This window comes from Pseudoalteromonas ostreae (assembly GCF_018069805.1).
Classification (GTDB): Bacteria; Pseudomonadota; Gammaproteobacteria; order Enterobacterales; family Alteromonadaceae; genus Pseudoalteromonas; species Pseudoalteromonas ostreae.
Window position 1 is genome coordinate 44,583 of sequence record NZ_JAGPYN010000014.1, and the last position, 26,096, is coordinate 70,678.

The 26,096-nt window shown below is 41.0% G+C and carries 22 protein-coding genes; 4 read left to right on the plus strand and 18 right to left on the minus strand.

All coding sequences use genetic code 11. The annotated features are described in order from the left end of the window. Window position 1: 1 nt before the first annotated feature. The 15 genes from J7338_RS12600 to leuS all read right to left on the minus strand — a co-directional run bounded on the left by J7338_RS12600 (window position 2) and on the right by leuS (window position 15,430). Entirely contained in the window at window positions 2–661 is a 660-nt protein-coding gene (locus J7338_RS12600) for an AHH domain-containing protein (RefSeq protein WP_210797401.1), read from the minus strand. Between the two features lie 215 nt (window positions 662–876). After that, the gene (locus J7338_RS12605) at window positions 877–2,589 is read right to left on the minus strand and encodes a hypothetical protein (RefSeq protein WP_210797402.1); all 1,713 of its coding nucleotides are present in this window, start codon (window positions 2,587–2,589) and stop codon (window positions 877–879) included. A gap of 52 nt (window positions 2,590–2,641) precedes the next feature. Continuing rightward, window positions 2,642–3,628: a lipoyl synthase gene (gene lipA / locus J7338_RS12610; protein WP_210797403.1), complete on the minus strand. Its 987-nt coding sequence runs from the start codon at window positions 3,626–3,628 to the stop codon at window positions 2,642–2,644. Continuing rightward, the gene (lipB, locus tag J7338_RS12615; RefSeq protein ID WP_210797404.1) at window positions 3,625–4,278 is read right to left on the minus strand and encodes a lipoyl(octanoyl) transferase LipB; all 654 of its coding nucleotides are present in this window, start codon (window positions 4,276–4,278) and stop codon (window positions 3,625–3,627) included. Before lipB ends, lipA begins: the two co-directional genes overlap by 4 nt. Window positions 4,279–4,297: 19 nt before the next feature. Beyond that, a complete protein-coding gene (ybeD, locus tag J7338_RS12620; RefSeq protein WP_210797405.1) occupies window positions 4,298–4,576 on the minus strand; it encodes a DUF493 family protein YbeD in 279 nt (92 codons plus the stop codon). A 221-nt stretch (window positions 4,577–4,797) separates the two neighbouring features. After that, entirely contained in the window at window positions 4,798–5,958 is a 1,161-nt protein-coding gene (locus J7338_RS12625) for a serine hydrolase (RefSeq protein WP_149980736.1), read from the minus strand. A gap of 54 nt (window positions 5,959–6,012) precedes the next feature. Then, window positions 6,013–6,786, minus strand: coding sequence for a septal ring lytic transglycosylase RlpA family protein (locus J7338_RS12630; protein ID WP_210797406.1), 774 nt, complete (start codon window positions 6,784–6,786; stop codon window positions 6,013–6,015). Next, window positions 6,786–7,892 carry a rod shape-determining protein RodA gene (gene rodA / locus J7338_RS12635; RefSeq protein WP_210797407.1) on the minus strand — a complete coding sequence of 369 codons (1,107 nt, stop codon included), beginning with the start codon at window positions 7,890–7,892 and terminating at the stop codon, window positions 6,786–6,788. Before rodA ends, J7338_RS12630 begins: the two co-directional genes overlap by 1 nt. Further along, the gene (gene mrdA / locus J7338_RS12640) at window positions 7,889–9,757 is read right to left on the minus strand and encodes a penicillin-binding protein 2 (RefSeq protein ID WP_210797408.1); all 1,869 of its coding nucleotides are present in this window, start codon (window positions 9,755–9,757) and stop codon (window positions 7,889–7,891) included. Before mrdA ends, rodA begins: the two co-directional genes overlap by 4 nt. A gap of 9 nt (window positions 9,758–9,766) precedes the next feature. Then, window positions 9,767–10,237 (minus strand): 23S rRNA (pseudouridine(1915)-N(3))-methyltransferase RlmH, encoded by a 471-nt coding sequence (gene rlmH / locus J7338_RS12645; RefSeq protein WP_145240546.1) that lies wholly within the window; start codon window positions 10,235–10,237, stop codon window positions 9,767–9,769. Between the two features lie 47 nt (window positions 10,238–10,284). Beyond that, entirely contained in the window at window positions 10,285–10,602 is a 318-nt protein-coding gene (gene rsfS / locus J7338_RS12650; RefSeq protein ID WP_145240548.1) for a ribosome silencing factor, read from the minus strand. 53 nt (window positions 10,603–10,655) lie between these two features. Further along, complete coding sequence (gene nadD / locus J7338_RS12655) at window positions 10,656–11,291, minus strand: nicotinate-nucleotide adenylyltransferase (protein ID WP_210797409.1); 636 nt, start codon at window positions 11,289–11,291, stop codon at window positions 10,656–10,658. 16 nt (window positions 11,292–11,307) lie between these two features. Next, entirely contained in the window at window positions 11,308–12,345 is a 1,038-nt protein-coding gene (holA, locus tag J7338_RS12660) for a DNA polymerase III subunit delta (protein WP_210797410.1), read from the minus strand. Beyond that, a complete protein-coding gene (locus tag J7338_RS12665) occupies window positions 12,345–12,839 on the minus strand; it encodes an LPS-assembly lipoprotein LptE (protein WP_210797411.1) in 495 nt (164 codons plus the stop codon). The genes holA and J7338_RS12665 overlap by 1 nt, the downstream gene beginning before the upstream one ends. Window positions 12,840–12,841: 2 nt before the next feature. After that, entirely contained in the window at window positions 12,842–15,430 is a 2,589-nt protein-coding gene (gene leuS, locus J7338_RS12670) for a leucine--tRNA ligase (protein WP_210797412.1), read from the minus strand. A gap of 175 nt (window positions 15,431–15,605) precedes the next feature. On the opposite strand from leuS, the gene J7338_RS12675 reads away from it, so the two are divergent. The 3 genes from J7338_RS12675 to J7338_RS12685 all read left to right on the plus strand — a co-directional run bounded on the left by J7338_RS12675 (window position 15,606) and on the right by J7338_RS12685 (window position 19,033). Further along, complete coding sequence (locus J7338_RS12675) at window positions 15,606–16,064, plus strand: zinc ribbon-containing protein (protein WP_210797413.1); 459 nt, start codon at window positions 15,606–15,608, stop codon at window positions 16,062–16,064. 81 nt (window positions 16,065–16,145) lie between these two features. After that, window positions 16,146–18,554 carry a Lon protease family protein gene (locus tag J7338_RS12680; RefSeq protein ID WP_210797414.1) on the plus strand — a complete coding sequence of 803 codons (2,409 nt, stop codon included), beginning with the start codon at window positions 16,146–16,148 and terminating at the stop codon, window positions 18,552–18,554. A gap of 2 nt (window positions 18,555–18,556) precedes the next feature. After that, window positions 18,557–19,033 carry a BamJ family beta-barrel-assembly machinery protein gene (locus tag J7338_RS12685; RefSeq protein ID WP_210797415.1) on the plus strand — a complete coding sequence of 159 codons (477 nt, stop codon included), beginning with the start codon at window positions 18,557–18,559 and terminating at the stop codon, window positions 19,031–19,033. Window positions 19,034–19,078: 45 nt separating this feature from the next. Here the strand turns inward: J7338_RS12685 and J7338_RS12690 are convergent, their stop codons facing one another. Genes J7338_RS12690 through J7338_RS12700 form a run of 3 tightly spaced genes read right to left on the minus strand, consistent with a single transcriptional unit; the run spans window position 19,079 to window position 22,223 of the window. After that, window positions 19,079–20,518 (minus strand): sugar porter family MFS transporter, encoded by a 1,440-nt coding sequence (locus J7338_RS12690; protein WP_228732982.1) that lies wholly within the window; start codon window positions 20,516–20,518, stop codon window positions 19,079–19,081. Window positions 20,519–20,548: 30 nt separating this feature from the next. Next, window positions 20,549–21,658, minus strand: a complete 1,110-nt coding sequence (locus tag J7338_RS12695) for a FecR family protein (RefSeq protein WP_210797416.1) — start codon at window positions 21,656–21,658, stop codon at window positions 20,549–20,551. Beyond that, window positions 21,651–22,223, minus strand: coding sequence for an RNA polymerase sigma factor (locus tag J7338_RS12700; protein WP_210797417.1), 573 nt, complete (start codon window positions 22,221–22,223; stop codon window positions 21,651–21,653). Before J7338_RS12700 ends, J7338_RS12695 begins: the two co-directional genes overlap by 8 nt. A gap of 509 nt (window positions 22,224–22,732) precedes the next feature. Between J7338_RS12700 and J7338_RS12705 the strand changes: the two genes are divergently transcribed. Next, window positions 22,733–26,023 carry a TonB-dependent receptor gene (locus J7338_RS12705; RefSeq protein WP_210797418.1) on the plus strand — a complete coding sequence of 1,097 codons (3,291 nt, stop codon included), beginning with the start codon at window positions 22,733–22,735 and terminating at the stop codon, window positions 26,021–26,023. The last annotated feature ends 73 nt before the right edge of the window (window positions 26,024–26,096 follow it).

Sequence of the window (26,096 nt, forward strand, 5' to 3'; positions counted from 1 at the left end):
ATTATCCTAAAGTGGGAAAATTACCATCTTTAATTAAAATTTTGGTAATTCTTAACTCGTTTATAAATAAAGTTCTATTCATTCTAAGCTCTTTTCGCCCTAAGTTTTCACCGAGCCAAGTTTCATATTTTTTTGTATGTATAGCCTTATGTGCAGGGGCATCAGGGGTGGCCCAGTCATGCTGCTTACGGCTACTGCTACTAAAAAGCCAAACACCATTCTTGGCATCATTGATTCCTATTCCATTAATATGTAAGTTCAGTCTTGCCCTCATCACTGCAGCTTGATCCCAACGCCCTTTACAGCATATTATGTGATGGGCATCATGGCTTGCTGAAGGCTTTAACTCTCCTGCAGCCCTTAGATTTTTTTGAAGGGTAGTTGTTGGTCGATACTTCTCTCCCATTTTTTCCTCTACACTCATACCTTCTGCTTTTTCCCTGTAAGATGCTAAAATAGCACGAGCTTCTGCAGGTTTTAAGATTTTATCTCTTTCCTTTTCTAAGTGAACCATATCCTTAGCCATGGCATTTTTTGTACTTTTACAATTAGGGTTTAGGCTTAAAAGTTTCTGATAATGTGTCCGAGCAAGTAATTCAAAGTTGTAAAGCTGTAAATCCTGCGCGGACGGGTTTTGGGGGCGAGTTGGCATTGCATACATAGATCATTCCTTGTTAATTATCCATTAATAGTAGGTGTTATATTCCCACTTTTTGTTTTTTTGCGCAAATAGCGAACATATGTTCAGAGCGTTTTTCGAAATCCACGCTGTAATATTTAAATTACTTCCTTCTTTTAGAAAATCATTTATGAAGAGCTCATTTTTCTACAGGGGCATACTCTTCTACCTTTAATAGGGTGAGAATAGCCAATTAATTATGTTAATCGCCCGAATATTGAGGACTTAAAATCTAGTGGTCTTGACCATGTATGCTTCATAGTAGTAATGGACGTTTTAGGTACGGACCGAATATTCAACCAGATGCCTTTTTGCATTGAAAGCTGATGCAATAAATTGTTTAGTCTCTGATTAGAACAGTACTCATAGTTTTCATCATTAACTAATGCAACACTAAAGTTTTCCTTGTTACGCATCTCAAATTCAATCAGCGTATACCACCGGTTTTGGTAGTGAATATCTGCAATAGTTACTTGTCGTCTGCATCGGGTATTTGAGTCCAAATACGACCACTGCCTTTTGTTTGCAGACTTTGTAAGTGGGATATACTCAATAGCTTCTTCTATTGGTCGCAGACGGGCTTTTACGCCCTCAACTCGAGTGAGTAGCTGGATTGCTTCTTCAAATGCTTCAAAGCTTGCTGGCAGTGCTTGACGACGTGTGCGAGTTTGGTTTGCGTGGCCTCGCCCGATCTTTGGATCACCAGAATTACTTTGTCCAGTGCCAAGGTATTTTGGTTCATCTTCTTTTGGTGCATATCGTAGTGCACTTATGTAACGACATTGATCTTTTTTAGATCTATCGACCTTTTTGCCCATGATTGCGCCAAACCTGTCGGTCGGTAAGAGCACATGCTCATTAGTTTTATTTTTATTTGGCTCATTTTGACTTTGAAAAGGCTTATCGGCATTTGACGTTTTATGCTGAGGGTACGCTGGTTTTTTGTCACCATCATTGATTTTATTTTCTCCCTCAGCTTGATTGTTGTTATTGTCTCTATCAGCCGTAAGATGCTCAAATGGAAATGGCGCTGTACAGTGCGTTATGCCTAATACTAAATATCGCCAGCCACTTTTTGATAATTCATCTTTAGCAGGAATGAACTTACCTCTGACTTTTAAGTTGCTTGAACCTGAGAAAGGAAACGCACTCTGAGGGTGAAGAAGCTTAGTATTCAAAGAGTGTTTCATTATGGTGTCGTGTGGCAGCGTAAAGCCTAACCAAGCCTCTATACATATGAGTGCTCTACCTATTATCCAACCATCTTCGTCCGAAAGGTATTGTCTTAGATGCAGTATGCAGCGTTTTTCGCCTTCATCAAAGCCACATTTTTTAGTATTAATTACATCTTGAGGTTGATGTTTTAAATCGCCAGAAAAAACGATATGTGACATATCTGTTGAAACAGCGTAATAGAAGCGGATTAATTCCATCACAGGAATGAGTATTCCATAGGGGTCTTTATCATGTTCGATGGCCATAAGGTTAGCCATAAAACCTTTTCCCATACGATAGGCTTCGTAGGGTACGAGGTTTTTCTCTTCGATTTTGTGATTACCAGAGATGTACTTAGTTGTATGTTCGTTGATATGAATATGTAAAAGCTTCGTTTGACCTGCCTTTGCAGCTTGGCATTGGCCATTTAACCAAATTGAACCTATAGATATAAATGGAAGCTGTCCAACACCAATTCTTATAACTGTCTGCTCATCATAATTTGTAACATGAGTGGAGGCTAGGTGTTTGGCTGTGGAGTGTATGCTTTCATTTTGAATGAGAGGGCTTATTACGATTTGTAAGAAAGGCTCAGAGGGTACGTTTGGGTTGCGTTCAATAGCGCCAAACCAATCGACCCTCCAATAACGATCGTCACAAGGAAATTCACTAATTTTAGGTATTCCGTGTGACATCTTTACTCTTCCTTGCAGTACAAAATATCGTTGTAGTACAAAGTATCATTGTTTAGTTGCTAGAAGGATTGAAATTCACAACTTCTTTACCCGCAGCTTGTTGATCAGCATGGTAGCTTGAACGAACAAATGGGCCTGAGGCGGCATGAGTAAAGCCAATTTCATCAGCGTACTCTTTAAGCGCGTCAAACTCTGCTGGTGGCACGTAGCGTTTTACCGGTAAGTGATGCTTTGATGGCTGTAGGTATTGGCCAACCGTTAGCATATCGACATTATGCGCGCGTAAATCACGCAGTACTTCTTCGATTTCGCTAATTTCTTCGCCAAGACCAACCATTAGACCTGATTTAGTTTTCACTTCAGGGTGTGCTTCTTTAAAGCGACGTAGTAATTCTAATGACCATTTATAGTCAGCACCTGGGCGCGCAAGTTTATATAAACGCGGTGCTGTTTCTAGGTTATGATTGAATACATCTGGTGGCGTTTCTATTAAGATTTCAAGCGCTCGGTCCATGCGACCACGAAAATCAGGCACTAAAATTTCAATGGTGATTTTTGGGTTATACTTACGAATTTCACGAATACAATCAGCAAAATGTTGTGCGCCGCCATCACGCAGATCATCACGATCCACTGAGGTGATCACTACATAGCTTAACTTCATATCGCGAATAGTAAGAGCCAACTTTTCAGGCTCTGCGGCGTCTGGTGTTAACGGACGGCCATGGGCAACATCACAAAATGGGCAACGACGAGTACAAATTGCGCCTAAAATCATAAAAGTTGCTGTACCGTGGTTAAAACACTCTGATAGGTTAGGGCATGAAGCCTCTTCACATACTGAATGCAGGCCATGTTTACGCATGGCTTGTTTAATACCATCAATACGCTCGGTTGATTTAGGTAAGCGGATTTTTAGCCATTCAGGCTTGCGCAACATTTCGTTTTTTTCAGTGGGTAATACTTTAACTGGGATCAACGCCATTTTTTCAGCGTCGCGTAGTTTTACCCCTGGTTCCATCTTGACTGGTTTATTCATTCGTTTTCAAACCCTTCAGTATACTTAACCGCAGTTGCATTAAGTTTTTTTATCATGTGTTTTACAAGGCCGCTACCTGCTTGCTCTAAATTAGCAGGGCCATTTAAGTCGGTTGTTTGCACCATATTCATGCCAGCATAACCACATGGGTTGATCCGTAAAAATGGCGTTAAATCCATATTTACGTTTAGCGCTAGGCCATGAAAAGAGCAGCCACGACGAACGCGTAGACCTAATGAAGCTATTTTGCTGTCATTCACGTAGACACCTGGCGCATCAGCTTTAGCATAGGCCTCAATGCCATACTCTTGCAATGTGTTGATAATACATTCTTCTAGCCAAGTCACCAGCTCTCGTACGCCTATTTTTAAACGTCGCAGGTTAAACAACACGTACATCATTTGCTGGCCAGGACCGTGATAAGTAACTTGACCACCTCGGTCTACCTTGATCACTTCGATATCGCCAGGTGCTAGCACATGCTCATCTTTACCTGCTTGACCTTGCGTAAAAACAGGCTGGTGTTCAACGAGCCAAATTTCATCGGCAACGGCATCATCGCGGGTGTCGGTAAATGCTTGCATTTTTTGCCATATTGTCATGTAGCGCTGACAGCCTAACTGGCGTACGATTAACGTGTTCTCGCTCACTGCAAACTCCAATTATGGTTTAAAGCATGTGACGAACGTCATCAAGCGCACTGATCACGTTGTAGATTTCTTCAATGTGCTTACCACTTGTAACGGTTGCAACGAGTGTAATTGACTCGTAGTTACCTTTACTGCTTGGCTTAACTTTTGGCGCGTAATCACCCGGAGCAATGACTTGCAACTTAGTGAGAACCTGATCAGTTAAATTAACGTTTGCTAAGCCCATTATTTTAAATGTAAATGGGCAAGGGTACTCTAAGTACTCATCAAAATGAGTATCTTTTACAGGTGTAGCCACGACGTTGACTCCTCATACTTATGTGCGTTTAGTACTATTTTACTAAACAATAAACCGATTAGATAACCTGTTCTCGACCTTTATAGCAATTGAATTAATCGCTGACGTAAGACAATTGGTATTCAGGTTATTTGCGGATTAGATATAGGGCGCATTCTACCATCTTTAAAGCAAAAAAAAACGCCTTGCTTTGCAAGGCGCTTATATTCTTTGTTTGGGTATTACATTATTTGTAAACGTAGGTAATCATAAATTTTACTAAAGAAGCTACCTTCTTCAACTTCTTCAAGCGTTACCAGAGGATACTGAGCAATTACTTCGCCTTCAAGTTGTAAAGATAAAGTACCTACGGTAGAGCCTTTCGCTAATGGTGCCTCTAAAACTTTATCAAGTTTAAAGTCGGCTTTTAAATTTTTACGTTGGCCACGTGGAATAGTGATCGGCGTATCAACTAAAATGCCTAACGATACATTTTCTTTGTTACCCATCCAAATACGTTGCTCGGCAAAACTGTCGCCGGCTTTGTAAGGTGTGATTGTTTCAAAAAAACGAAAACCATAGTTAAGTAATTTTTTACTTTCTACTTTACGTGCACGTTCACTCGAAGTACCCATAACCACGGCGATTAAACGCATATCATCTTTGGTCGCTGAACTTACTAAGCTGTAACCGGCTTCCGATGTATGACCGGTTTTTATACCATCAACGTTTAAGCTCTCATCCCATAACAGTGAGTTGCGGTTGTATTGCTTAATGCCGTTAAAAGTAAATGATTTTTGTGAGTAAACCGCATACTCGTCAGGCACATCACGAATAAGTGCTGCACCTAAGGTGGCCATATCTCGAGGGGTTGTGAAGTGTTCGTTGGTATCTAAGCCATGGCTATTAATGAAGTGGCTGTTACTCATGCCTAATTTCTCAGCATGGGCATTCATTAAGTCTGCAAATGCGCTTTCGCTACCGGCAATATGTTCTGCCATTGCTACGCAAGCATCATTACCTGACTGGATAATAATACCGTGGTTTAAATCGTTAACACTAATTTGCTTGCCCACTTCGATAAACATTTTCGAAGATTCAGGAAAGTTTTTAGCCCATGCTTTTTCGCTTACCGTAACCATATCTGTTGGCGCGATATTGCCCGCTTTTATTTCGGTGCCAATGACGTAGCTGGTCATCATTTTAGTTAAACTGGCAGGTGCTAGGCGCGTATCAGCTTCACCTTCGGCAATAACTTTACCAGTGGTAAAATCAACAAGAAAATAACCTTTTGCATTAACTTGAGGCGGGGCTGGGATGATTTGGGCGGTCGCAGAAAAAACGGCAGCAGAGCAAACTACGCCACACACACCGCTAATAATTTTGGATTTAATAGATTTCATCATACTCATTAATGGTTAAAGTTAAAGATTCGCGTTTAGCTCATTCTAAAGGTGTTATTCACTATAAAGCAAGAACGCGTTTTTAAATTGATCCTGTTTTAGTTTTTCAAGTACTTGCTGAGCTTGCTCAGCATTTTTAATTGGCCCTAAACGCAGCCTATAAATAGCGTCTTTTTCCACAATATTAGTGGGTAATTGGTATTGCTGGCGTAAGGTGTACGCTAATGCTTCAACATTTTTTAAGGTACTTCCTGCAGCGACTTGAATATAACTCAAACGCGCAGTCGAATCGGTCATTGTAATAGCTTCAAGCTTAACCTTGGCTGTACCATGATGATAGTAACCAAGTTTATACGCTGCTGCATAGGATAAATCGATTAAGCGGTCATCATGAAATGGGCCACGATCATTTACACGGACAATAACAGATTTGCCATTACTGGTGTTGGTTACTTTTACAAAGCTAGGCAAGGGTAACGTTTTATGAGCGGCAGTCATTGCAAACATATCATAGACTTCACCATTTGAGGTGTGATAGCCATGAAATTTACGGCCATACCAAGAAGCGATACCTTCTTCACTATAACCCGTTTCATCCAGCATCGGAGTATAGTTTTTGCCGTTAACAGTGTAAGCGCGCCCAGCACTGGCACTTTTGTTAACCTCTGTGACTATGGCATCTTGCATTTCTAATGCAGTGGGCACTCTCAGTGGTGCAGAATCATGACGCATACTATAGCGGTCACTGTGATTTATACCTGAAGAGCTACAGGCACTTAAAAAAACCACTAACCACAAACAGCTGAATAATTTTAAACAGTAGCGCATTACTTTAACAGCATCCTTTTATCAGTTGCGATAGACATAATAATGCCAAATCCGGCCATTAAAGTGACCATTGACGTACCGCCATAACTTATCAGTGGCAATGGTACACCCACCACAGGTAGTAACCCTGATACCATGCCAATATTTACAAATACATAAACAAAAAAAGTCAGCGTGAGTGCCCCTGCCAGTAATTTACCAAATGCATCTTGAGCATTAACCGCGATATACAAACCGCGACCAATAATAAATAAATACATGGATAATAAAACACATACACCAAACAGGCCAAATTCCTCACTCAGTACTGAGAAGATAAAATCAGTATGGCGTTCAGGTAAAAATTCTAATTGTGACTGGGTGCCTTGCAGCCAACCTTTACCTTCAATTCCACCAGAGCCGATAGCTATTTTTGATTGGATAATATGGTAACCAGAGCCAAGAGGATCGCTTTCTGGATTGAACAACGTTAGTACCCGCTGTTTTTGATAGTCATGCATACCATAATGCCAAAAAGGCCACGCAGCCAAAGCAACCAAAGCGCTCAAAAAGCCGATTAATCGCCAGCTTAAACCAGACAAAAACAATACAAAGATCCCTGAGCTGGCAATTAAGATAGAGGTGCCTAAGTCGGGCTGTTCTTTGATCAAGAGTGTGGGAACCATAACAATGGTAAAGCCAACAACTAAGTGCAGTGCTCTTGGTGGTAAATGATTACGGCCAATATACCAAGCGACCATCATAGGCACAGCTATTTTCATTAATTCAGCAGGTTGAAAGCGGGTAATACCTAAATCTAGCCAGCGCTGAGCGCCTTTGGAGCTGACGCCAAAGAACAGCACCGCAACTAGCATCAGTAATCCAGCACAATATAAAGGAATAACTAATCGCTTTAAGGTTGCAGGTGAAAACTGCGCTAAAATAATCATACCTAAAACAGCGCCACCCATACGGGTAATATGACGGATCATCATTGCAGGGTCTTGACCACTGGCGCTATAAACAACGGTTACACTGCCTGCCATCATTAATAGCAATGCCAGCAGTAGCGGCAAGTCAAGATGCATGCGCATCCAGATTGAACGGCCATCATGCAAACTGGTCATGGTGTGTTATTCCTAGCAAGATTAACGGGATTTGCGGCAAAGTAGTAATCCATTAGTTGGCGAGCAATTTGCACACCGCCATGATTGTTTTCTAGAACAACAGAAACAACGATTCTGGGATCCTCATAAGGTGCAAAGCCTACATAGATAGTGTTATCACGTTGACGCTCCTTGAGGGATTTTGCATCATATCGCTCACCTTGAGCAATACTGACTATTTGTGCGGTGCCTGTTTTACCTGCTGAATCGTAATTTGTTCCTTTAAATGCTCTGTGTGCAGTACCTGAGGTTTTTTGAACTGTGTTATGCATAGCATCTAATGCGACCTGCCAATGGCGAGGATCTTTTAAAATAACGGGTGGCTTGTCTTCATTATTGATCTGTGTGACGTCATTGTCTTTTTTCACAACTTGTACTAAGTGTGGAGGGTGGTTAACGCCACGATTTACTAATATATTCATCGCGTTTGCGATTTGTAGGGGAGTTGCGGTCCAATAACCTTGGCCAATGCCAACTGAGATAGTATCGCCGCGCCACCATGATTCTTTAAAACGGCCTTCTTTCCATTCTTTTGATGGCAAAATAGCCGTGGTTTCTTCATGAATATCAATACCGGTTAAATCACCGTAGCCAAACTGTGCCATAAAATCACTGATTTTGGTGATCCCTAATCGATAAGAAACATCATAAAAATAGGTATCACACGACTCTTCAATGGCTTTGTAAACATCAACATGGCCATGCCCCCAACGTTTCCAATCTCGCCACTTATGATCAACATTCGGAATTTGGAAGAAACCAGGATCCCACATTGACGTTTGCTCGGTAACGAGACCTTCTTCAAGGGCCAGAACAGCCATGTGAGGTTTTACCGTCGATGCTGGCGCATAACGCCCTTGTGTGGTTCGATTGATTAGAGGTCGGTCAGGATTTAATAAGGCTTTGTAGTTTTTACTGCTAATGCCGTGAACAAATAAGTTCGGATCATAACTGGGATTAGAATACAGCGCTAACACGCCTCCGTCTTTGGCGTCCATGACGATCACAGCGCCACGCATATCTTTAAGTGCATGTTGGGCAATTTGCTGCAAGCCAACATCAAGAGTAAGAACAAGATCATTACCCGGCTGCGGAGGAGTCATACTTAAGGTGCGAATGACGCGACCACGATTATTGACTTCAACCCGCTGCGAACCAACTTGGCCATGCAGCAGTTGTTCATAATATTTCTCAATACCGAGTTTACCAATATCATGGGTTGCACGGTAATTAGTCCCTTGCTCTTGTGCTTCGAGCTGAGCGAGTTCTTTTTTATTGAGTTTAGCAACATACCCTAACGCATGGGTTAGGGTATCTGCAAACGGGTAGTAGCGTGCTAAACGTGCTTCGATACTAAACCCTGGGAATTTATGCTGATTGACCGAAAAACGGGCCACTTCTTGTTCGTTTAAACGTGCTTTTAATACTTGACTCTTAAAGCGACGGTTATGCTTTATATCATCAAGAAAATCGTTTTTTTGTTGCTCTGAAATATCAATGAATTGTGTCAGTGCTGACAGTGATGCATCAAGATCGTCAACGTCTTCAGGAATGACTTCTAAATTATAAACAGGCTTATTTTCAGCGAGCAACACACCATTGCGGTCATAAATAAGGCCTCGGTTAGGAGCAATAGGAATAACTTTAATGCGATTGTCGTTAGAACGTGTTTGATAATCTTGGTGATCATCAACTTGAATGGTATATAAATTGGAAAGTAAAACCGCGACTAAAATAGTAACAAATACAAACCCCACAAAGGCGCGACGAGCAAATAGGTTAGCTTCTGCTGAGTGGTCTCTAATTGTGGGTCTGTGTTTGCGCATGAGTAAATGTTACTCGCGGTGATACGGGTGGTTATTGTTTAAGCTCCAGCCTCGATATAGACTTTCAGCAACAATAATACGCACCAATGGATGTGGTAGGGTCAAATTTGATAACGACCATTTTTGCTCTGAGGCAGCTATACATTCTGGTGCTAAGCCTTCAGGGCCGCCAATTAGCAAACTTACATCGCGGCCATCCAGTTGCCACTTCTCCATGTCTTTTGCTAATTGGTGAGTATCAAGCGCTTTGCCTGTTACCTCAAGCGTAACAATACGATTGCCTTTAGGGATAGCGGCTAAGGTTTTTTCGCCTTCAATATGCAAAATACGTTTAATATCTGCATTTTTACCACGTTTGCCTGCGGGAATTTCAATTAACTCCAGCGCCATATCTTTTGGAAAGCGGCGCTGATATTGTGCAAAACCCGTTTCTACCCACGCTGGCATTTTGGTGCCAACGGCAATCATCTGTATTTTCACGTGTTACATCCAAACTCGATTAAAATTAGTGAGCGGTTAGCTTGATATTAGCTCCATAGTTTTTCGAGGTCGTAATAGCTACGTGCTTGATCTTGCATTACGTGTACGATTACATCCCCTAAATCAACCAGTGCCCATTCACCATCGCTTTGGCCTTCATACCCTAGAGGCTCTTGACCTGCGTGACGAGCTTCTTTTGCTAAATGATCAGCAATTGACAATACATGACGTTTCGAAGTACCAGAGCACACGACCATAAAATCGGTGATGTCTGAGCTTGCGCTTACATCAATATTAACCACATCACGTGCTTTCATATCGTCAATTTTGTCTATTGCAAAGGCGAGTAGTTGTTTCGTATCCAAGGTGTTATCTCATTTAAAAGTGAATAGCTGTTATTTTATCACGCAACTGGTATTTATTCATCACTTAGATAAAGTTGCTGTGATTGAATATACTGACTCACGCCAGTAGGAAGAAGTTCATTGTAATCTATGCCATTTTTAATCGCCTTGCGAATATCGCTTGAGGCAATAGCGATTTCTTCGCCAGCTAAAAAATATAATTTTCCACCAGCTTGCGCTGTAAGCTCTGCGCTATTGCTACATTCTGCGGCTTGTTGGTATGCGAGTAGCTCGCCATGGGCTGTGCATTTTAGGCCCGGGCGTTGAAATACCACAATATGACAAAGCTGAGTAATTGTTTGCCACTCAAACCATTTATCTAAGTTATTAAACGAATCCATGCCAATTAAAAATAATAATGGTTGATCTGGAAATTGTATGCGGATCTCTTGCAGGCTTAATAATGAATATGACGGGCCACTGCGATTGAGTTCGCGTAAATCGAGTTGAAAATATGAGTAAGGTGCAATCGCAGCATTGAGCATTGCAATGCGATGCTGCGTACCTATCCCAGGTTCAGTCTTATGAGCTGGAATAGCACAAGGCATAAAGTATAAAGTTGCTAAATTAAAGTGTTTTACACAGTGCTTCGCCATATTTATATGGCCTAAGTGAACGGGGTCGAAGGTGCCACCAAACAGTGCAATCATTATAAACGCCTAATAATTAGTTAAGTGGGTGCACAGGCAGTGGGATCACCAATGGCTGACAAAACACCAAACAAATATGTGCCAAAGCTTGATAAGGCTTGATTAAATTACCTTGTTTATAGCTGGCATCAAATTGTGCGAGCAATTGGGTGATTTGCTCTAAAGTATGCATCGACAAACGATTAAGTGCTTGTTGAATCGGCCCTTGCTGATTTTTCCAGATGGCTTTTTGTTTAAATAGCGTTGCCAGTTGTTCACCTTGTTGTAAGCCTAATTGTAGGCTTAGTAAGGTATTTGCTTCTTTAGTAATGGTCCATAAGATACTCACAGCTTCAGTGTTATCGCCAGCGAGTTTATTTAATACTTTAATTGCTTGGCGACTATTACCTTGTAGCAGTGCATCACTTAAATCAAAAATATCAAACTTGGCTTGATTAAGTAGGCCTTGTAAAACCTGCTGTTGATCGATCATAGCAGTGCCATGCAATAACGACAGCTTTTCGAGCTCTTGAAAACACGCTAACAAATTACCTTCAGTAGCATCAATTAGGGTGCGTTTGGCATCTGCTTGCATATTGATTTTTAAGCGCTGGCACTGCTCATCAAGCCAACGGCTTAAATGATTGCCGGTCAGGGGGTAGCAGGGTACAAATACGCCCAGTTTATCTAACGACTTAAACCAAGCACTGCGCTGAATATCTTGACTGGCCTTGGCCCCTTTTACAATAAGTACGGTGTCGGGGTTGTTTAGTGCTACGAGCTGTTTAAACGTTTGGCTACCAACAATACCTGGCTTTTGAAAATTAAGATCTAGCTCGATTAAAGTGCGAGCACTAAATAACGACATACTTTGATATTGCGCTATTAGCTCTTGCCAATCAAAACCGGGCATTAAGGTAAATTTAACAACCTCATCAAAACCTTGTTGTTTCGCAATCTGACGAATTTGTTGAGCGCATTGTGCTACTTGAAAGGGTTCTTCACCAAATACTAAATAAAAAGGCTGTAAGCCTTTTTTTAATTCATTGGGTAATTGATTCGCATAACAGCGCATTATAGTTGCGACAGCTCTCTAACAATACGACGACTAGCTTGCATGCGAATTTCATTCAGTAGCAACTCTAACTCTTTTGCTTTTGCTAAAGCGTTATCAGGGTCATCTTGATAATTACGATAAAGCTCAAAACGTTGTTCAATTGCTTCTTTGCCTGGGCGCTTGAGTAAGTAGCGAACACTATAAGCTAACTCGTACTCGGCAACCTGACCATTTTTAAATAATGATAAGGTTTGGCGTTCAAGACGATCTTTATATAAATACAGCTGAGCGACGTTTTTCTTAGGCGTGTCGAGTAACTCAACTTTGCTCAATGTGAGCTCTTTGCCAAGCATCGCAAATAACGCTGATCTTTCATCATCACCGTTTAAAGTTAAGGTGGTCAAGTCATCAGGCAGACTTGAGGCTTTTTTAAGGTGAAAGCCGCAGCTAGATAACAAAAAACAGACTAGCGCTAAGGCTAGTCCGTTTTTAATGGCATGAATAGCAGCCATAATTAGTTAGCAACCACGTTAAGTAGTTTACCTGGTACGTATATAACCTTTCGGATTGTTACGCCATCAGTGAACTTAGATACGTTAGGTTCAGCAAATGCTAGTGCTTCTACTTGCTCTTTAGTTGCATCAGCTGGCACCGTTAATTTTGCGCGTAGTTTACCGTTAACTTGCACGATGATCAGTTTCTCATCTTCAACAAGGGCAGACTCATCAACCACGGGCCAAGACGCATCTAAAATATCGCCTTCTTTACCCAGTTCTTGCCACAATTGATGTGACAAATGCGGCGTAATTGGTGCAAGCATAATTAACAGCGCTTCAAGCGCTTCGTTGGCAATCGCTACATCTTGTTTGTCAGCTAAAGGTGCTTTTAACAATTTGTTTGAGATTTCCATGATTGCCGCAATGGCAGTGTTGAATGTTTGACGACGTTCAACATCATCAGTCACTTTTGCAATTGCTTTGTGCAGCTCACGACGGAGCACTTTTTGCTCGTTGTTTAATGCAGATTTGTCTAATGCTTGGAAACCAACAGTGTTTACATCAACCGCATATTTCCATACACGTTTAATGAAACGATGTGCCCCTTCAACACCTGAATCAGACCATTCAAGCGTTTGCTCTGGTGGTGCGGTAAACATCATAAATAAACGTACCGTATCAGCGCCGTATTGAGCGATAACTTGTTGCGGGTCGATGCCGTTATTTTTTGATTTAGACATTTTGCTCATGCCTGATGAGAATACTGGCTCGCCGTCAACTTTATGCCATGCTTTAGTCACGCGGCCTTTTTCGTCAGTTTCAGTATTTACATCACTAGGAGAGATCCAAATGTCGCCACCTTTTTCATCTTTACGATAAAATGTTTCGGCAAGTACCATGCCTTGGCATAATAAGCGGTCAAACGGCTCATCTGAATTAACTAAGCCAAAATCACGTAATAATTTATGGAAAAAGCGCGAGTACAATAAATGTAAAATAGCGTGCTCAATACCACCAATGTATTGGTTTACTGGTAACCAGTAGTTTGCTGCCGCTGGATCTAGCATGCCTTTGTCATGGCGTGGACTACAGTAACGTGCGTAGTACCAAGATGATTCCATAAACGTATCAAAGGTATCGGTTTCATGAAACGCAGGTGCGCCATTAACCGTGGTTTTAGCCCATTGTGGATCTGCTTTGATTGGCGATGTTACACCGTTCATTACCACGTCTTCTGGTAAGCGCACCGGCAGCATATCTTCAGTCGCAGCAAGTTCGTTACCGTTTTCATCGCTTAACATTGGGATTGGTGAACCCCAATAACGCTGACGGCTAACACCCCAATCACGTAAACGGAAGTTTACTTTACGCTCACCAACACCCAGTGCTTCAAGTTTGTCGGCAATAGCCTTAAATGCGCCATCAAAATCAAGGCCATCAAATTCAGCTGAATTTACCAGCACACCTTTTTCTGTGAATGCCGCTTCATTTAGGTTTATTTCAAGATCTGAACCTGCGACAGGTGCAATGACTTGTTTGATGTCTAAACCGTAAGCGGTAGCAAATTCAAAGTCCCGTTGATCGTGCGCGGGCACGGCCATTACAGCACCTGAGCCGTAATGCATTAATACAAAGTTGGCGACCCAAATTGGTACTTGCTCACCGGTAAGTGGGTGAGTAGCAAAAAAGCCCGTTGCGATGCCTTTTTTCTCCATCGTCGCCATATCAGCTTCAGCTACTTTGGTGTTTTTGCATTCATCAACAAAGCGTGCCACAGCGTCGCTATTTTTAGCTGCTTCTTGTGCGATAGGGTGTCCGCCTGCAACAGCAACATAAGTCACACCCATAAAGGTATCAGGGCGAGTGGTATAAACGCTGAATGTTTCGTTGTTATCGGTGCGTTTAAACTCAATATCTAACCCTTCAGAGCGACCAATCCAGTTGCGCTGCATGGTTTTAACTTGCTCTGGCCAATCTTCTAACTTGTCTAAGTCGTCAAGTAGCTCTTGCGCGTAGTCAGTGATTTTAATAAACCACTGTGGAATTTCTTTTTGTTCAACTACAGCGCCAGAGCGCCAACCGCGACCATCAATAACTTGCTCGTTAGCAAGTACAGTTTGGTCTACTGGATCCCAGTTTACTGTAGACATTTTTTTGTACACTAAGCCTTTTTCGTAAAGCTTAGTGAAGAACCATTGTTCCCATTTGTAATATTCTGGGTGGCAAGTTGCGATTTCACGATCCCAGTCATAACCAAAACCTAATTGCTTAAGTTGGGTACGCATGTAATCGATGTTCTCGTAGGTCCATTTTGCTGGCGCAGTTTTATTTTTAATTGCCGCATTTTCAGCCGGTAGACCAAACGCGTCCCAACCCATAGGTTGCATTACGTTTTTGCCTTGCAAGCGTTGGAAACGAGAAACAACATCACCAATCGTGTAGTTACGCACATGACCCATGTGGAGTCGGCCGCTTGGGTAAGGGAACATAGAAAGGCAATAATACTTTTCTTTGCTCTCGTCTTCAGTGGCTTTAAATACTTGGTTTTCTTCCCAGTAGGCTTGGACTTTTGACTCTATGTCTTGCGGGTTATATTGCTCTTGCATCTACGATTCCAGACTTCTTGCAAACTAATAAAAAATTGCCGTTAGGATACCCCAAAAAAAGCACTAATCACAGCGTCAAATCAGTGGATTTTATATGAAATTAGTTTTCAGGGCAGGTTAACCTATACTTGTATAATGTATAGGTTCGCTAAACATAGTTCTGAAGGAGTAAACAATGGCTGATTATAAGGCGTGGTTAACAGATTTGAGCACTTGGTTGAAAGACGTAAAAGATCATGAGCTAAAAGATGCGATGGATAAGTTTATTGAATCTGAACAAGCGCTAAAAGATTTAGGACAAGAAAAATTAACTTTATACCGAGAATATTTAAAGCGCGATATTGAACACATCCAAGAGCACGATCAACACTATGGTTCCCTCGCATGGCAAGAGCTTAAAGAGTCTTTGTGGTTTGAGCTTTCACATATAGAAGACAAAACTCAACTTGAGTGGCAAGCATTAAATCAAGATTTTAAGCACAATGGGGTATATCACCAAGGCGAATGGATAGCCATGGGCACATTAGTATGTAAGAATTGCCAATATAGTTATGATATTTACCATGCTACGCAAATTACAGCGTGTTCGCAATGTGATGGTATCTACTTTAGCCGCAAGGCACTACAACCTTAAATAGTTAGTGAACAGTGCCTTTTAGTGCACTGATGCCACCTTACAAAATCAACGAATATGTTGGTATAAAAAGAAGTTAGAATGACGAAGAAACTGCTGCCTTTATCTGTGTCGGCCCTTGCGCCGACAATTTCACTTAATCATGTACAGACGTGCATGAACAATCCATACCCTGAAACCTTGACTTTCATTGGTCAACAGCGGGCGCAAAGTGCGCTTGATTTCTCGTTAGGGATGGAATTACCTGGTTACAATGTGTATGTAATGGGGGAGGCCGCGCATGGTCGGTTTACCTTAGTCAAAGATAAACTTCAATTACACAGCAAAGGCCGCCCAACACCAAACGAGTGGTTATACGTTAATAATTATGACGACCACCGCGAACCTATCGCGATGTTTTTACAAGCAGGTCAAAGTAAACAGTTAGCTGATGACATTGACTCATTTATTGATGAAGTACTCGACACCTTTCCCGCAGCGTTTGATAACCCAGCGTACCAACGTAAAAAGAAAAAAATCGACCGTGAATTTAACGACGCTTACGATAGCGCAATTACTGCCGTGGAAATTACTGCGCTTGAGCAAAGTGTTGCCTTAATAGAAGAAAAAAGCGTGGTTGGGTTTGCCCCGCTGATTGATGGCAAACAACTAAGCGATGCTGAATTTGCAGAGCTTGATGATGAATTGCGTGAACAATTTTATGAAGTAATTGAAAAACTCGAAGATGCGCTCATTGAGGCACTGATTGAGTTGCCACGTTGGAAACGTGAATCATCAGAAAAACTCCGCAATTTAAAAAAATCTACCGCAGAGCTCGCTACTAAGCCATTACTAAAAGATCTTGAACATAAATATGCTGCGCACATTGGGGTATTACGCTATTTAAAAGACATTCGCGTAGAAATTATTGATGCGGTACTTGAGTGGCTTGATGATGAAGATGTTAGCGACGAAAACAAAGAAGATTTTGACCGTAAAGGCATGCTTACCGATTTTTTTGCACCTAATATTTTAGTTGAATTTAAAGAAGGTGATGCCGCCCCTGTAGTGTATGAGCCGAACCCTACCTTTGGTAATATTTTTGGCAAAATTGAATACTCTACTTCACAAGGCTCATTGATCACCAGTTACCGATCGATTCAGCCGGGGGCACTGCATCGTGCTAACGGTGGTTATTTGATTATGGACGCTGAAAAAGTGATGGCTAATCCACAAGTGTGGGATGGTTTAAAGCTGTCATTAAAAACCCATCAAATCAAAAATGATTTACCGTATCAAGATAGTGCTGTTGGCAGTAGCTTTACCTTGCGTCCGCAGTTGATCCCGCTTGATGTAAAAATTATTTTACTCGGCTCGCGTGAGTTGTATTACACCATTGGTGAATATGATGAAGAGTTTGCTGAGCTGTTTAGAGTGTTAGCCGATTTTGATTATTACCTGCCAAGCAGTGATAAATTACAATATCAATTTATCACTAAAGTGATTGAGTACTGTGAGCAGACGCTAAAGTGTAGTTTAACTGAGTCAGCGATGGCACGATTACTTAAATTTAGCTACCGCCAAGCAGAACACCACAATAAACTTTCAGCTCGTTTTGCTGATGTATTAGAGCTAGTAGCAGAAGCCAGCTTTTATACCAAGCAAGATAACTTAACTTTAATTGATGCCCATCATATTGATGAAGCGATTGAAGGTAAGCAATATCGTACGGGGCAAATTAGCGAAAATATGCTCAGCGATATCAAAGAAGGGCATACTTTAATTGCCACCGACGGTCATGCTGTTGGTAAAGTAAACGGTTTAACAGTATTACACATTGGCGATACTTCTTTTGGTACTCCTGCACGGATCACCGCTACAGTTTACGCTGGTGCGGATGGGGTAATTGACGTTGAGCGTGAAGCTGAGCTGGGTAAAGCCATTCACTCCAAAGGTGTTATGCTACTGACTGGTTATTTAGGTAATAAATATGCGCAGCAATTTAGTTTAACGCTCAGTGCTAATATCGCTATTGAACAAAGTTATGGCTACATTGATGGCGACAGTGCGTCATTAGCTGAGCTGTGCGCATTGATCTCCGCTATTACAAGCTTACCAATTAGCCAGTCTATAGCACTGACTGGTTCAATTAACCAGCACGGTGACGTGCAAGCCATTGGCGGTGTTAACGAAAAAATTGAAGGCTTTTTTAAGCTCTGTAAAATGCGTGGTTTAACGTCTGCGCAAGGAGTAATAATACCTAAATCAAATCAAGTAAACTTAGTGCTTGATGACGAGATCCTCAATGCGGTAGAGCTTGGCAAGTTTCATATTTATGCAGTTGAAACTGTTGACCAAGCGCTTAATTTACTAATGGATATTGCCGCAGGCGAGCTTAAATACGGACAATACCCAGACAATTCAGTGAATGGCCTTGCTTTAGCACGACTAAGTGAAATCGCCGATATTGTTAATGGCGATAACGACGAAAAAGAACACGAGAAAGAATAATCATGATCAATATTATTTTGGCGATTATTATCGCCATTTTATGCTTTTTGATTTTTCAAAATAGCAAAAAAGTAAAGCAACAGGCGATCGCTAATGCGCAAATCGAAGCCGACTTTTTAGTGGCAAACAGCAAGGTTGAAGGGGTTATTGAGACCGCATCAGGTCTGCAATATAAAGTTGTTAGCAGCAGTGGTAGTGAGGCAAGACCAAGCTCAACTAGCATGGTGAATGTACATTATCACGGTACGTTGCTAGATGGCAGTGTATTTGACAGTTCGGTTGAGCGTAATAGCCCAATCAGTTTTGGTTTAAATCAAGTAATAAAAGGCTGGACTGAAGGCTTGCAACTGATGAGTGAAGGCGATAAATACACCTTTTATATCCCTCATCAATTAGCTTACGGTGAAAAACGTGTTGGCAGTATTCCTCCAGCCTCTTTACTTATATTTGAAGTTGAATTACTTAAAGTAGAGTCTTAGTTGAAAAAATGGCGAAATAAATACATTCGCCATTTTAAACAACTTTTACATGGCTTCGAGCTTGATACCGCGTGTTTCTTTTATATATTTAACAATAAAAAATACGCTAATAAAGGCAGAAAGAGCATAAAACCCATAGGCACCAGCTAAACCAATACTACCGAGCATAATCGGGAAGGTCATGGTAATTGTAAAGTTGGCAAGCCATTGCGCACTTGCTGCAACAGCTAAAGCAGCCCCTCGAATACGATTATTGAACATTTCGCCTAATAGTACCCAAACAACAGGTCCCCAGCTTAAGCCAAAAAATACCACAAAGAGATTAGCCATGATAAGTGCAAACGTGCCCATACTGTCAGTTAATGCAAGTTTACCTGCCGCATCGAGGCCTGCGCTTCCAAAGGTATAAGTTAATGCACTTAAACTAATAAACATACCAATACTACCTACTAGTAATAATGGTTTTCTGCCTACTTTATCGATAAGCGCAATTGCTATAAAAGTAGATAAAATATTGGTAATACCCGCTAATACATTGATAAATAAAGATTGTGATTCATCAAACCCCGCTGCTTGCCAAAGCTCAGAGCCGTAATAAAATACCACATTAATGCCTACAAACTGCTGAAAAACAGACAAAGTGATACCAACCCATACGATTGGGTGTATTTTCTTTTTACCGTCAATAAATAAGTCACGAATACTCGGTTTTTTATCACCATGTAGTGACTGTTTAACATCGTTTATTTGTGATTGAGCATCATCATTGGATATTTTTTTAAATACAGCTTTGGCTTTTTCTAATTGGCCTTGGGCAACTAAATAACGTGGCGACTCTGGTATAAATAATACCCCCAACAGAAATAATCCTGCAGGTACAAGCTCTGCCCAAAACATCCAGCGCCAAGCTGCCAGCTCAAGAATAAAAATACCTTCAGCGCCGTTTGCTGCTGAAGCGATCAGGTAATTACTTAAAAAAGCAGCAAATAAGCCAAGTACAATCGCTAATTGTTGCAGCGTTGCTAATCGTCCACGCAAAGCGGCAGGTGCGACTTCAGCAATGTAAGCGGGCGCTAATACAGATGCAGCGCCAATACCGAGACCACCAAATAGACGATAAAAAATAAATTCAGCGGAGCTGTCTGCAATGCCTGAACCAAACGCGCTAATGGCAAATATTACAGCGGTGACAATCATAATTGAGCGGCGGCCAAATTTATCAGCAAGCGGGCCTGCAATCAGTGCACCAAGAGCACACCCCAGTAGTACCGACGCAACATTAAACCCTGTTGCGACACTGTTTGAGTTAAACGTTTTGCCAAGCGCCGACACCGTTCCGTTGATAACCCCGGAGTCAAAGCCAAATAAAAAGCCACCAATTGCTGCAACGCCAGATATAAATATAACGTAAAGTAGAGAATGAGTGCTTGTTGGTAAAGTGTGGTTCGGGCTATTAATCTTGCCCAATGATAAAGGTGTTGTCATGGTGATGTACCTGGTTATTGTTGTAACGAATTATATAGTAGTGTGAGGCGACGCGTATTTTAACATGATTTTATCGGGGCTGACCCTTTCATAACTAATATTAAAATTATTATTAAGCACTTCGAGTAGACCTTTGACGTCGCCAGTTTTGAACATGCCTGCAACGTGTACTTGTTTCAAACGTTCATCATCAGCAAGCTCAAAGTTAATATTGGTATAGCGGCTAATTTCGGTCATTGCGTCGCTAAGTGATTCGCCTCTGAAAATGATACTCCCTTGACGCCAAGATAAGTTTGCAGCCACATCAATCGCGTCTATTTTTTCAACTTTTTTGGTAATTACATCCTTGAAGTCTAAATTGAGTTTCTCACCCTTTGATACTGGCGTGGAATGCAGCGATACATCTTTTGCAACTCTAGAAGTGCCATTATTTGAGAGGTTAGGTACAGCGGTTGTATATTGCTGAGCAACTAATACTTTTCCATCGGTAACAATAAGTTCTATTTTTTCGTTGTTTACTTCTACATTAAACGCAGTCCCAACGGCTTGGATTATCTTATTGCCAGTGACGACACTCAAAGGCCGTGAGGTATCATGTGCGACATCGATATGGATCTCACCTCGAATAAGGTTGATGACTCGGGCTGATGGAGTGTATTTAATATGGACAAAGCTATTTGTATTGAGTGTGATTTTACTTTGGTCAGGCAAAATAATATCTTTACTTTCTCCCACCGCAGTTTGAAAGTTTAATTGTTTTGCCACTACCGCAGATTTATTCACTTGGTTAAACAGCGAAAAATTAAATGTCTCTTGAAAAAAGCTAAGCGCAATAGCCAATAAAATGGATGCTGCTATTGCGCCTAACCATACAGGGAGTTTTTTTTGTTGCCTTGATGCTTGTGGAAATAAGTCTGATAAACGACTTAATTCACTCATTTTATCCCATAATTGTGCAACTTCTAGCAGAACCTCAACATTTTTGTAAGACTCTCCAAGCCAGGCTTTAAGTGCTTCTTTTTCATTGCCGCTAAGGTTTCGGTCAAGTTTGGCTAGCCACTCACTCGCTTGATCTAAGCGTTCATCTTCAATTTGATTACTATCATGGGAAGATTGATGGATCTGATGAACGTTACTCATATTTGCCTCCTGCATTGAGGTTTGCTGAACGGGCCGGATCATTATATGTGCTTTTATTTGATTGACGCATAAACAGCGTACATCTTTTCATGCCTGCTGCAATATGCTTTTCCACGGTACTTTCACTAAGCTCTAATTGTGCAGCTATTTCACGCTGCGAATAGCCATACACTTTTTTTAAGACAAATACTTTTCGACACTGTAGCGGAAGCAATCTGACGGCTTCACAAAAATTCGAAAATTCATTATCGGTAAGTGTGCTCTCATACATCTCATCTGTGTGGTGTTCACACAGAAGTTGCTCGAGTGCTTCCATATTATCAATACCGTCGACCAAGCGTATATTGGCCTGTTTTTGATAATCCAATGCTAAATTACGCGCAGTTTTATAGATAAATGACTTGGGAGAGTTAATTTTGTCGCTATTTTCAATTTTGCATATACGCACATACGTTTCCTGCACAATATCTTCAATTTCATGAGGTGGCACAATTTTAGCGACAACTCGTGAAATGCTTTTTCTTGAGACTAAATAAGCCTTATGAAGTAGTGTCTCTTTCGTCATTAACGTTTTCTCATCGGATTTAGCTTTGCTGTTGTTATTTTTATGCCAATACTTAGTAAGACGATTGAGATAAAAAAATCCACTAGGTAAAAATTCTTTAACCGTATTTACCTAGTGGTACGTATTGCCCTTTACCGATCTATTTCCCGTTTTTCTTAAAGCTTGTAATTACAGTGTTAATTGTACTACAGTTTTTAGCAATCCAAAGTTCGGGTCTGAGCTCTAAGTTATTTTGCATCGTATGGTGCTTCTTAGATTGTTAAAAAACAGCGTACAAATTATCTTAATTTACATCGCGAAGCACTTAGAGCTTCACATCCAAATAGAGACTTTAAATACGGTTTAAATTTTTAATTACTTGTTCTGATTGGTGATATTCAGCAATTTTTGAAATGGGTTTAGTTGATAGAGATAGCAATTATTTTGCAAGCGACACATTATTTAAAATCGAATAATGTGCTGCTGTATTCTCGTAAGAATAAAAATAAAAAGGCTTAGCAATTTTCAGTATGACTAGTCAAAAATATATATTATTTGTAAATAATCGAAAATATTTATGGGGGAAAATAAAAACTCACTCGTCTTTGTTTTTGGTATGGCGAAAAACTATACACATGAAATATCAAACATCTCAGCTACATTTTTGTGTACTGGTTTTGGTTTTTACTTTGTTTAATACAGAAGCTCAAGCAAATACCAAAAATGACAAGATTAAGTTTGATATTCCAAGACAAAGGGCCGATCTATCGCTGATTAATTTTGCAGAGCAAGCTGATATTACTTTGTTGTTTCCGTTGGATAAAATTCAACAGTTGCAGACTAATAATATTACTGGTGAGTATTCAATAATAACTGCATTAAATAGTTTACTTGCAGGGACAGGTTTGCAATCACATGTCAGCGAAGATGGGCAAATATCTATTTCGATAGACTCAAGCTTCGAGAGAAATGACAACATGACTAATTATAAAAAAAACGGGGTGGCGAGTGCCGTACTCGCAGTGCTTAGTAGCGTTACACTACCTGCAGTAGCCGATACCGCAGAGCAAGGACCTGAAATAATTGAAGTAAGAGGAATAAGAGGATCACTTGGACGCGCAATGGATGCTAAACGTGAAGCGGGTGGGGTCGTTGATTCTATTTCAGCAGAAGATATTGGTAAATTCCCAGATACTAACTTAGCTGAGTCATTGCAACGTATCACCGGTGTTTCGATTGACCGTTCCGGCGGGGAAGGGCAATTAATCACGGTACGGGGATTCGGCCCGCAATTTAATACCGTGTTAGTCAATGGCCGCCAAATGGCATCTGAAAACCAAAGCCGAGCATTTAGTTTTGATACTATCGCGGCGGAGCTGGTAAAGAGTTTAGATGTATTTAAAACATCAACCGCAACAAAGCAGTCAGGCGGTATAGGCTCAACAATCAATGTAAATACAGCTCGTCCATTTGCTATTAATGGCTTTAAAGTAGCCGGCAGCATAAAAGGTATTTATGACGACAATAGTGAAGAAACAACGCCAGAAGTATCAGGATTAATTAGTAATACATTTAATGACGATACGCTAGGTCTGTTATTCGCTGTGTCACGTCAAGAGCGTAGAACCCGGTTAAATCAAGCACAAGTAGATGGCTGGTTAGAAAATGTTGGCGTGCCTAAGCCGCAAACACAAAGCGGACAAGCCTATACTGGCAATATTTTTTCTCCTCGTAATTACGATCATAAAGTAACCACAGAGACGCGCACTCGCACCAATGCTAATTTAGTTATTCAATATGCCCCGTCTGATGATGTAGTGATTACGGGCGATGCTCTGTATTCTGATTTTGATGTTGAAGCCGATACAACGTCCTATGGACACTGGTTTACTGCACCCAATTTAGAAGGGTTTGGTGATGCTGGTGGACCAATTGTTGACGAAAATGGCACGGTGATTGATCTTTATCAAGAGGTCGGGCTTGCAACGGATATGCACGCTAAAAAATTCGATCGTTTAACAAACTCCAGTGCGCTTGGGCTTAATTTACAATGGCACGTAAACGATAATTTAAAAATGAATTTTGATTTAAGTCATTCAAAGGCTGAGCGTGAAGCAAATAATGGCCGAGGTGATCAGTTATCCTTGATTGGTTATGCAAACCGTGTGCGCTTTCAAGTTGATCAAGGGATCTTACCTTATGCGAGTGAGTTTGCATCGGCTGATGACAGTATTTACAGTGGTCAACAGGAGTTAGATGGCAGTGCATATAACCCAGCAGTTAGCCCTGATGGGGTCTCAAATCATTTAGATCCGGTAAATAGCCGAGCTCATGTTATGTTGCGTCGTGGCTGGGCGGTCGAAGATACCGTTGATCAATTTCGTTGGGATAGTACATGGTACAACGATGGTTATACGGGTCTTGTAGCCGTTAAATTTGGTGCAATGTATTCATCCGAAACTAAAAGTCTTGAACGTTGGGATAATGAAGGTGTAGGTATACATTGTACTTTCTGTGGTTATCCAGATATGCCTAGTATGGACGGACTCGCACAGTTTGTATTTGATGCCGGCGATGACTTTTTAGATAACGTCAGTGGCAGTGGTCGTATGCCAACATCTTGGCTTGCACATGATGGTGAAGCAAACTTTGCTTATCTTGAGCAATATGCCGCTGCAAATGGGCAGCCAATTAGCTTTGATGCAGTAAAGCGTAATAAGTCATTTGAAATAACAGAAGACACAATTGCTTTGTATAGCGAATTTGATTTTGAATCAGAGCTTGCGGGTATGCCCTTGTTTGCCTCAGCTGGGTTTAGGTATGAAACGACAGATGTTGAAGTGAACGGAAGCGATGAACCAGTTAACTCATTGTCAATTTTAGATAAAACAGAAATGTTGGCTAATTATGGCAGTGTTCAATCTATTTCAGCTAATTCTGACTATGAAGCCATTTTACCTAATTTTAGTCTTAAGCTCGAAATCAATGATGACTTAATTGCCCGTGCTGGGGTATCACAAACAATCACTCGGCCGACGCTCGATAGTATGTCACCGGTAACAGTGATAGAAACAACGCGCCAAGGTGGCAATTTAACATCCAGCTCTGGTAATCCAGCGTTAGCTCCTTTTACTTCTGATAACTTAGATCTATCTCTGGAATGGTACTACGGCAATGCGAGTTATGTATCGGCAGGTTATTTTAGAAAAAATGTTGCTAACTTCATTATCAATACCACTGAAGACTTAACCTTTGAACTGCCCGGTGGCGGTCTACTTACTGATCCTTCCACAGGTAATGATGTTGATAGTCCAGATCCAGCAGACACCACGGCGGTGTTTACCAATACCATACCAAATAACAGTGAATCAGCAATTGTTGATGGGTGGGAGGTTGCTCTACAGCATACTTTCGACAGTGGCTTTGGTTTTATGGTTAATGCCACTATTGTAGATAGTAACAAAGAGTTAGATGCTGCAGATATTACTCAAGTGTTTGCTCTTACAGGCTTAAGTGATTCATATAATGTGGTAGGTTTTTATGAAAATGATTCTTTTCAAGCTCGCTTAGCTTACAACTGGCGAGACAGCTTTGTGCAATCGTTAAGTCAACTTAATGGTGATGGTGTAACTATTGTAGAAGACTATGCACAGCTTGATGCGAACATTAGTTATGATTTAACAGAATACGTCACAGTCTTTATTGAAGGCATTAATCTAACTCAAGAGTATGTTCACAAACGAGGTCGTTTTGCTAATCAAATGCTACAAATTGAAGACAGCGGTCGACGTTTCATGTTCGGTATTCGCGGTAATTTCTAGGCATTAATCGGGTAAATAAAGTGACTTTTATGTATTGATTAAAAGTCACTTTTAATTGTAATCCACGCGAGTA

Excerpts from the sequence above, each read along its gene's own strand:
- J7338_RS12600 (WP_210797401.1), bottom strand. The coding sequence starts at position 661 with ATGTATGCAATGCCAACTCGCCCCCAAAACCCGTCCGCGCAGGATTTA.
- J7338_RS12605 (WP_210797402.1), bottom strand. The coding sequence starts at position 2,589 with ATGTCACACGGAATACCTAAAATTAGTGAATTTCCTTGTGACGATCGT.
- lipA (WP_210797403.1), bottom strand. The coding sequence starts at position 3,628 with ATGAATAAACCAGTCAAGATGGAACCAGGGGTAAAACTACGCGACGCT.
- J7338_RS12625 (WP_149980736.1), bottom strand. The coding sequence starts at position 5,958 with ATGAAATCTATTAAATCCAAAATTATTAGCGGTGTGTGTGGCGTAGTT.
- J7338_RS12630 (WP_210797406.1), bottom strand. The coding sequence starts at position 6,786 with ATGCGCTACTGTTTAAAATTATTCAGCTGTTTGTGGTTAGTGGTTTTT.
- rodA (WP_210797407.1), bottom strand. The coding sequence starts at position 7,892 with ATGACCAGTTTGCATGATGGCCGTTCAATCTGGATGCGCATGCATCTT.
- mrdA (WP_210797408.1), bottom strand. The coding sequence starts at position 9,757 with ATGCGCAAACACAGACCCACAATTAGAGACCACTCAGCAGAAGCTAAC.
- nadD (WP_210797409.1), bottom strand. The coding sequence starts at position 11,291 with ATGATTGCACTGTTTGGTGGCACCTTCGACCCCGTTCACTTAGGCCAT.
- holA (WP_210797410.1), bottom strand. The coding sequence starts at position 12,345 with ATGCGCTGTTATGCGAATCAATTACCCAATGAATTAAAAAAAGGCTTA.
- J7338_RS12665 (WP_210797411.1), bottom strand. The coding sequence starts at position 12,839 with ATGGCTGCTATTCATGCCATTAAAAACGGACTAGCCTTAGCGCTAGTC.
- leuS (WP_210797412.1), bottom strand. The coding sequence starts at position 15,430 with ATGCAAGAGCAATATAACCCGCAAGACATAGAGTCAAAAGTCCAAGCC.
- J7338_RS12675 (WP_210797413.1), top strand. The coding sequence starts at position 15,606 with ATGGCTGATTATAAGGCGTGGTTAACAGATTTGAGCACTTGGTTGAAA.
- J7338_RS12680 (WP_210797414.1), top strand. The coding sequence starts at position 16,146 with ATGACGAAGAAACTGCTGCCTTTATCTGTGTCGGCCCTTGCGCCGACA.
- J7338_RS12685 (WP_210797415.1), top strand. The coding sequence starts at position 18,557 with ATGATCAATATTATTTTGGCGATTATTATCGCCATTTTATGCTTTTTG.
- J7338_RS12690 (WP_228732982.1), bottom strand. The coding sequence starts at position 20,518 with ATGACAACACCTTTATCATTGGGCAAGATTAATAGCCCGAACCACACT.
- J7338_RS12695 (WP_210797416.1), bottom strand. The coding sequence starts at position 21,658 with ATGAGTAACGTTCATCAGATCCATCAATCTTCCCATGATAGTAATCAA.
- J7338_RS12700 (WP_210797417.1), bottom strand. The coding sequence starts at position 22,223 with ATGACGAAAGAGACACTACTTCATAAGGCTTATTTAGTCTCAAGAAAA.
- J7338_RS12705 (WP_210797418.1), top strand. The coding sequence starts at position 22,733 with ATGACTAGTCAAAAATATATATTATTTGTAAATAATCGAAAATATTTA.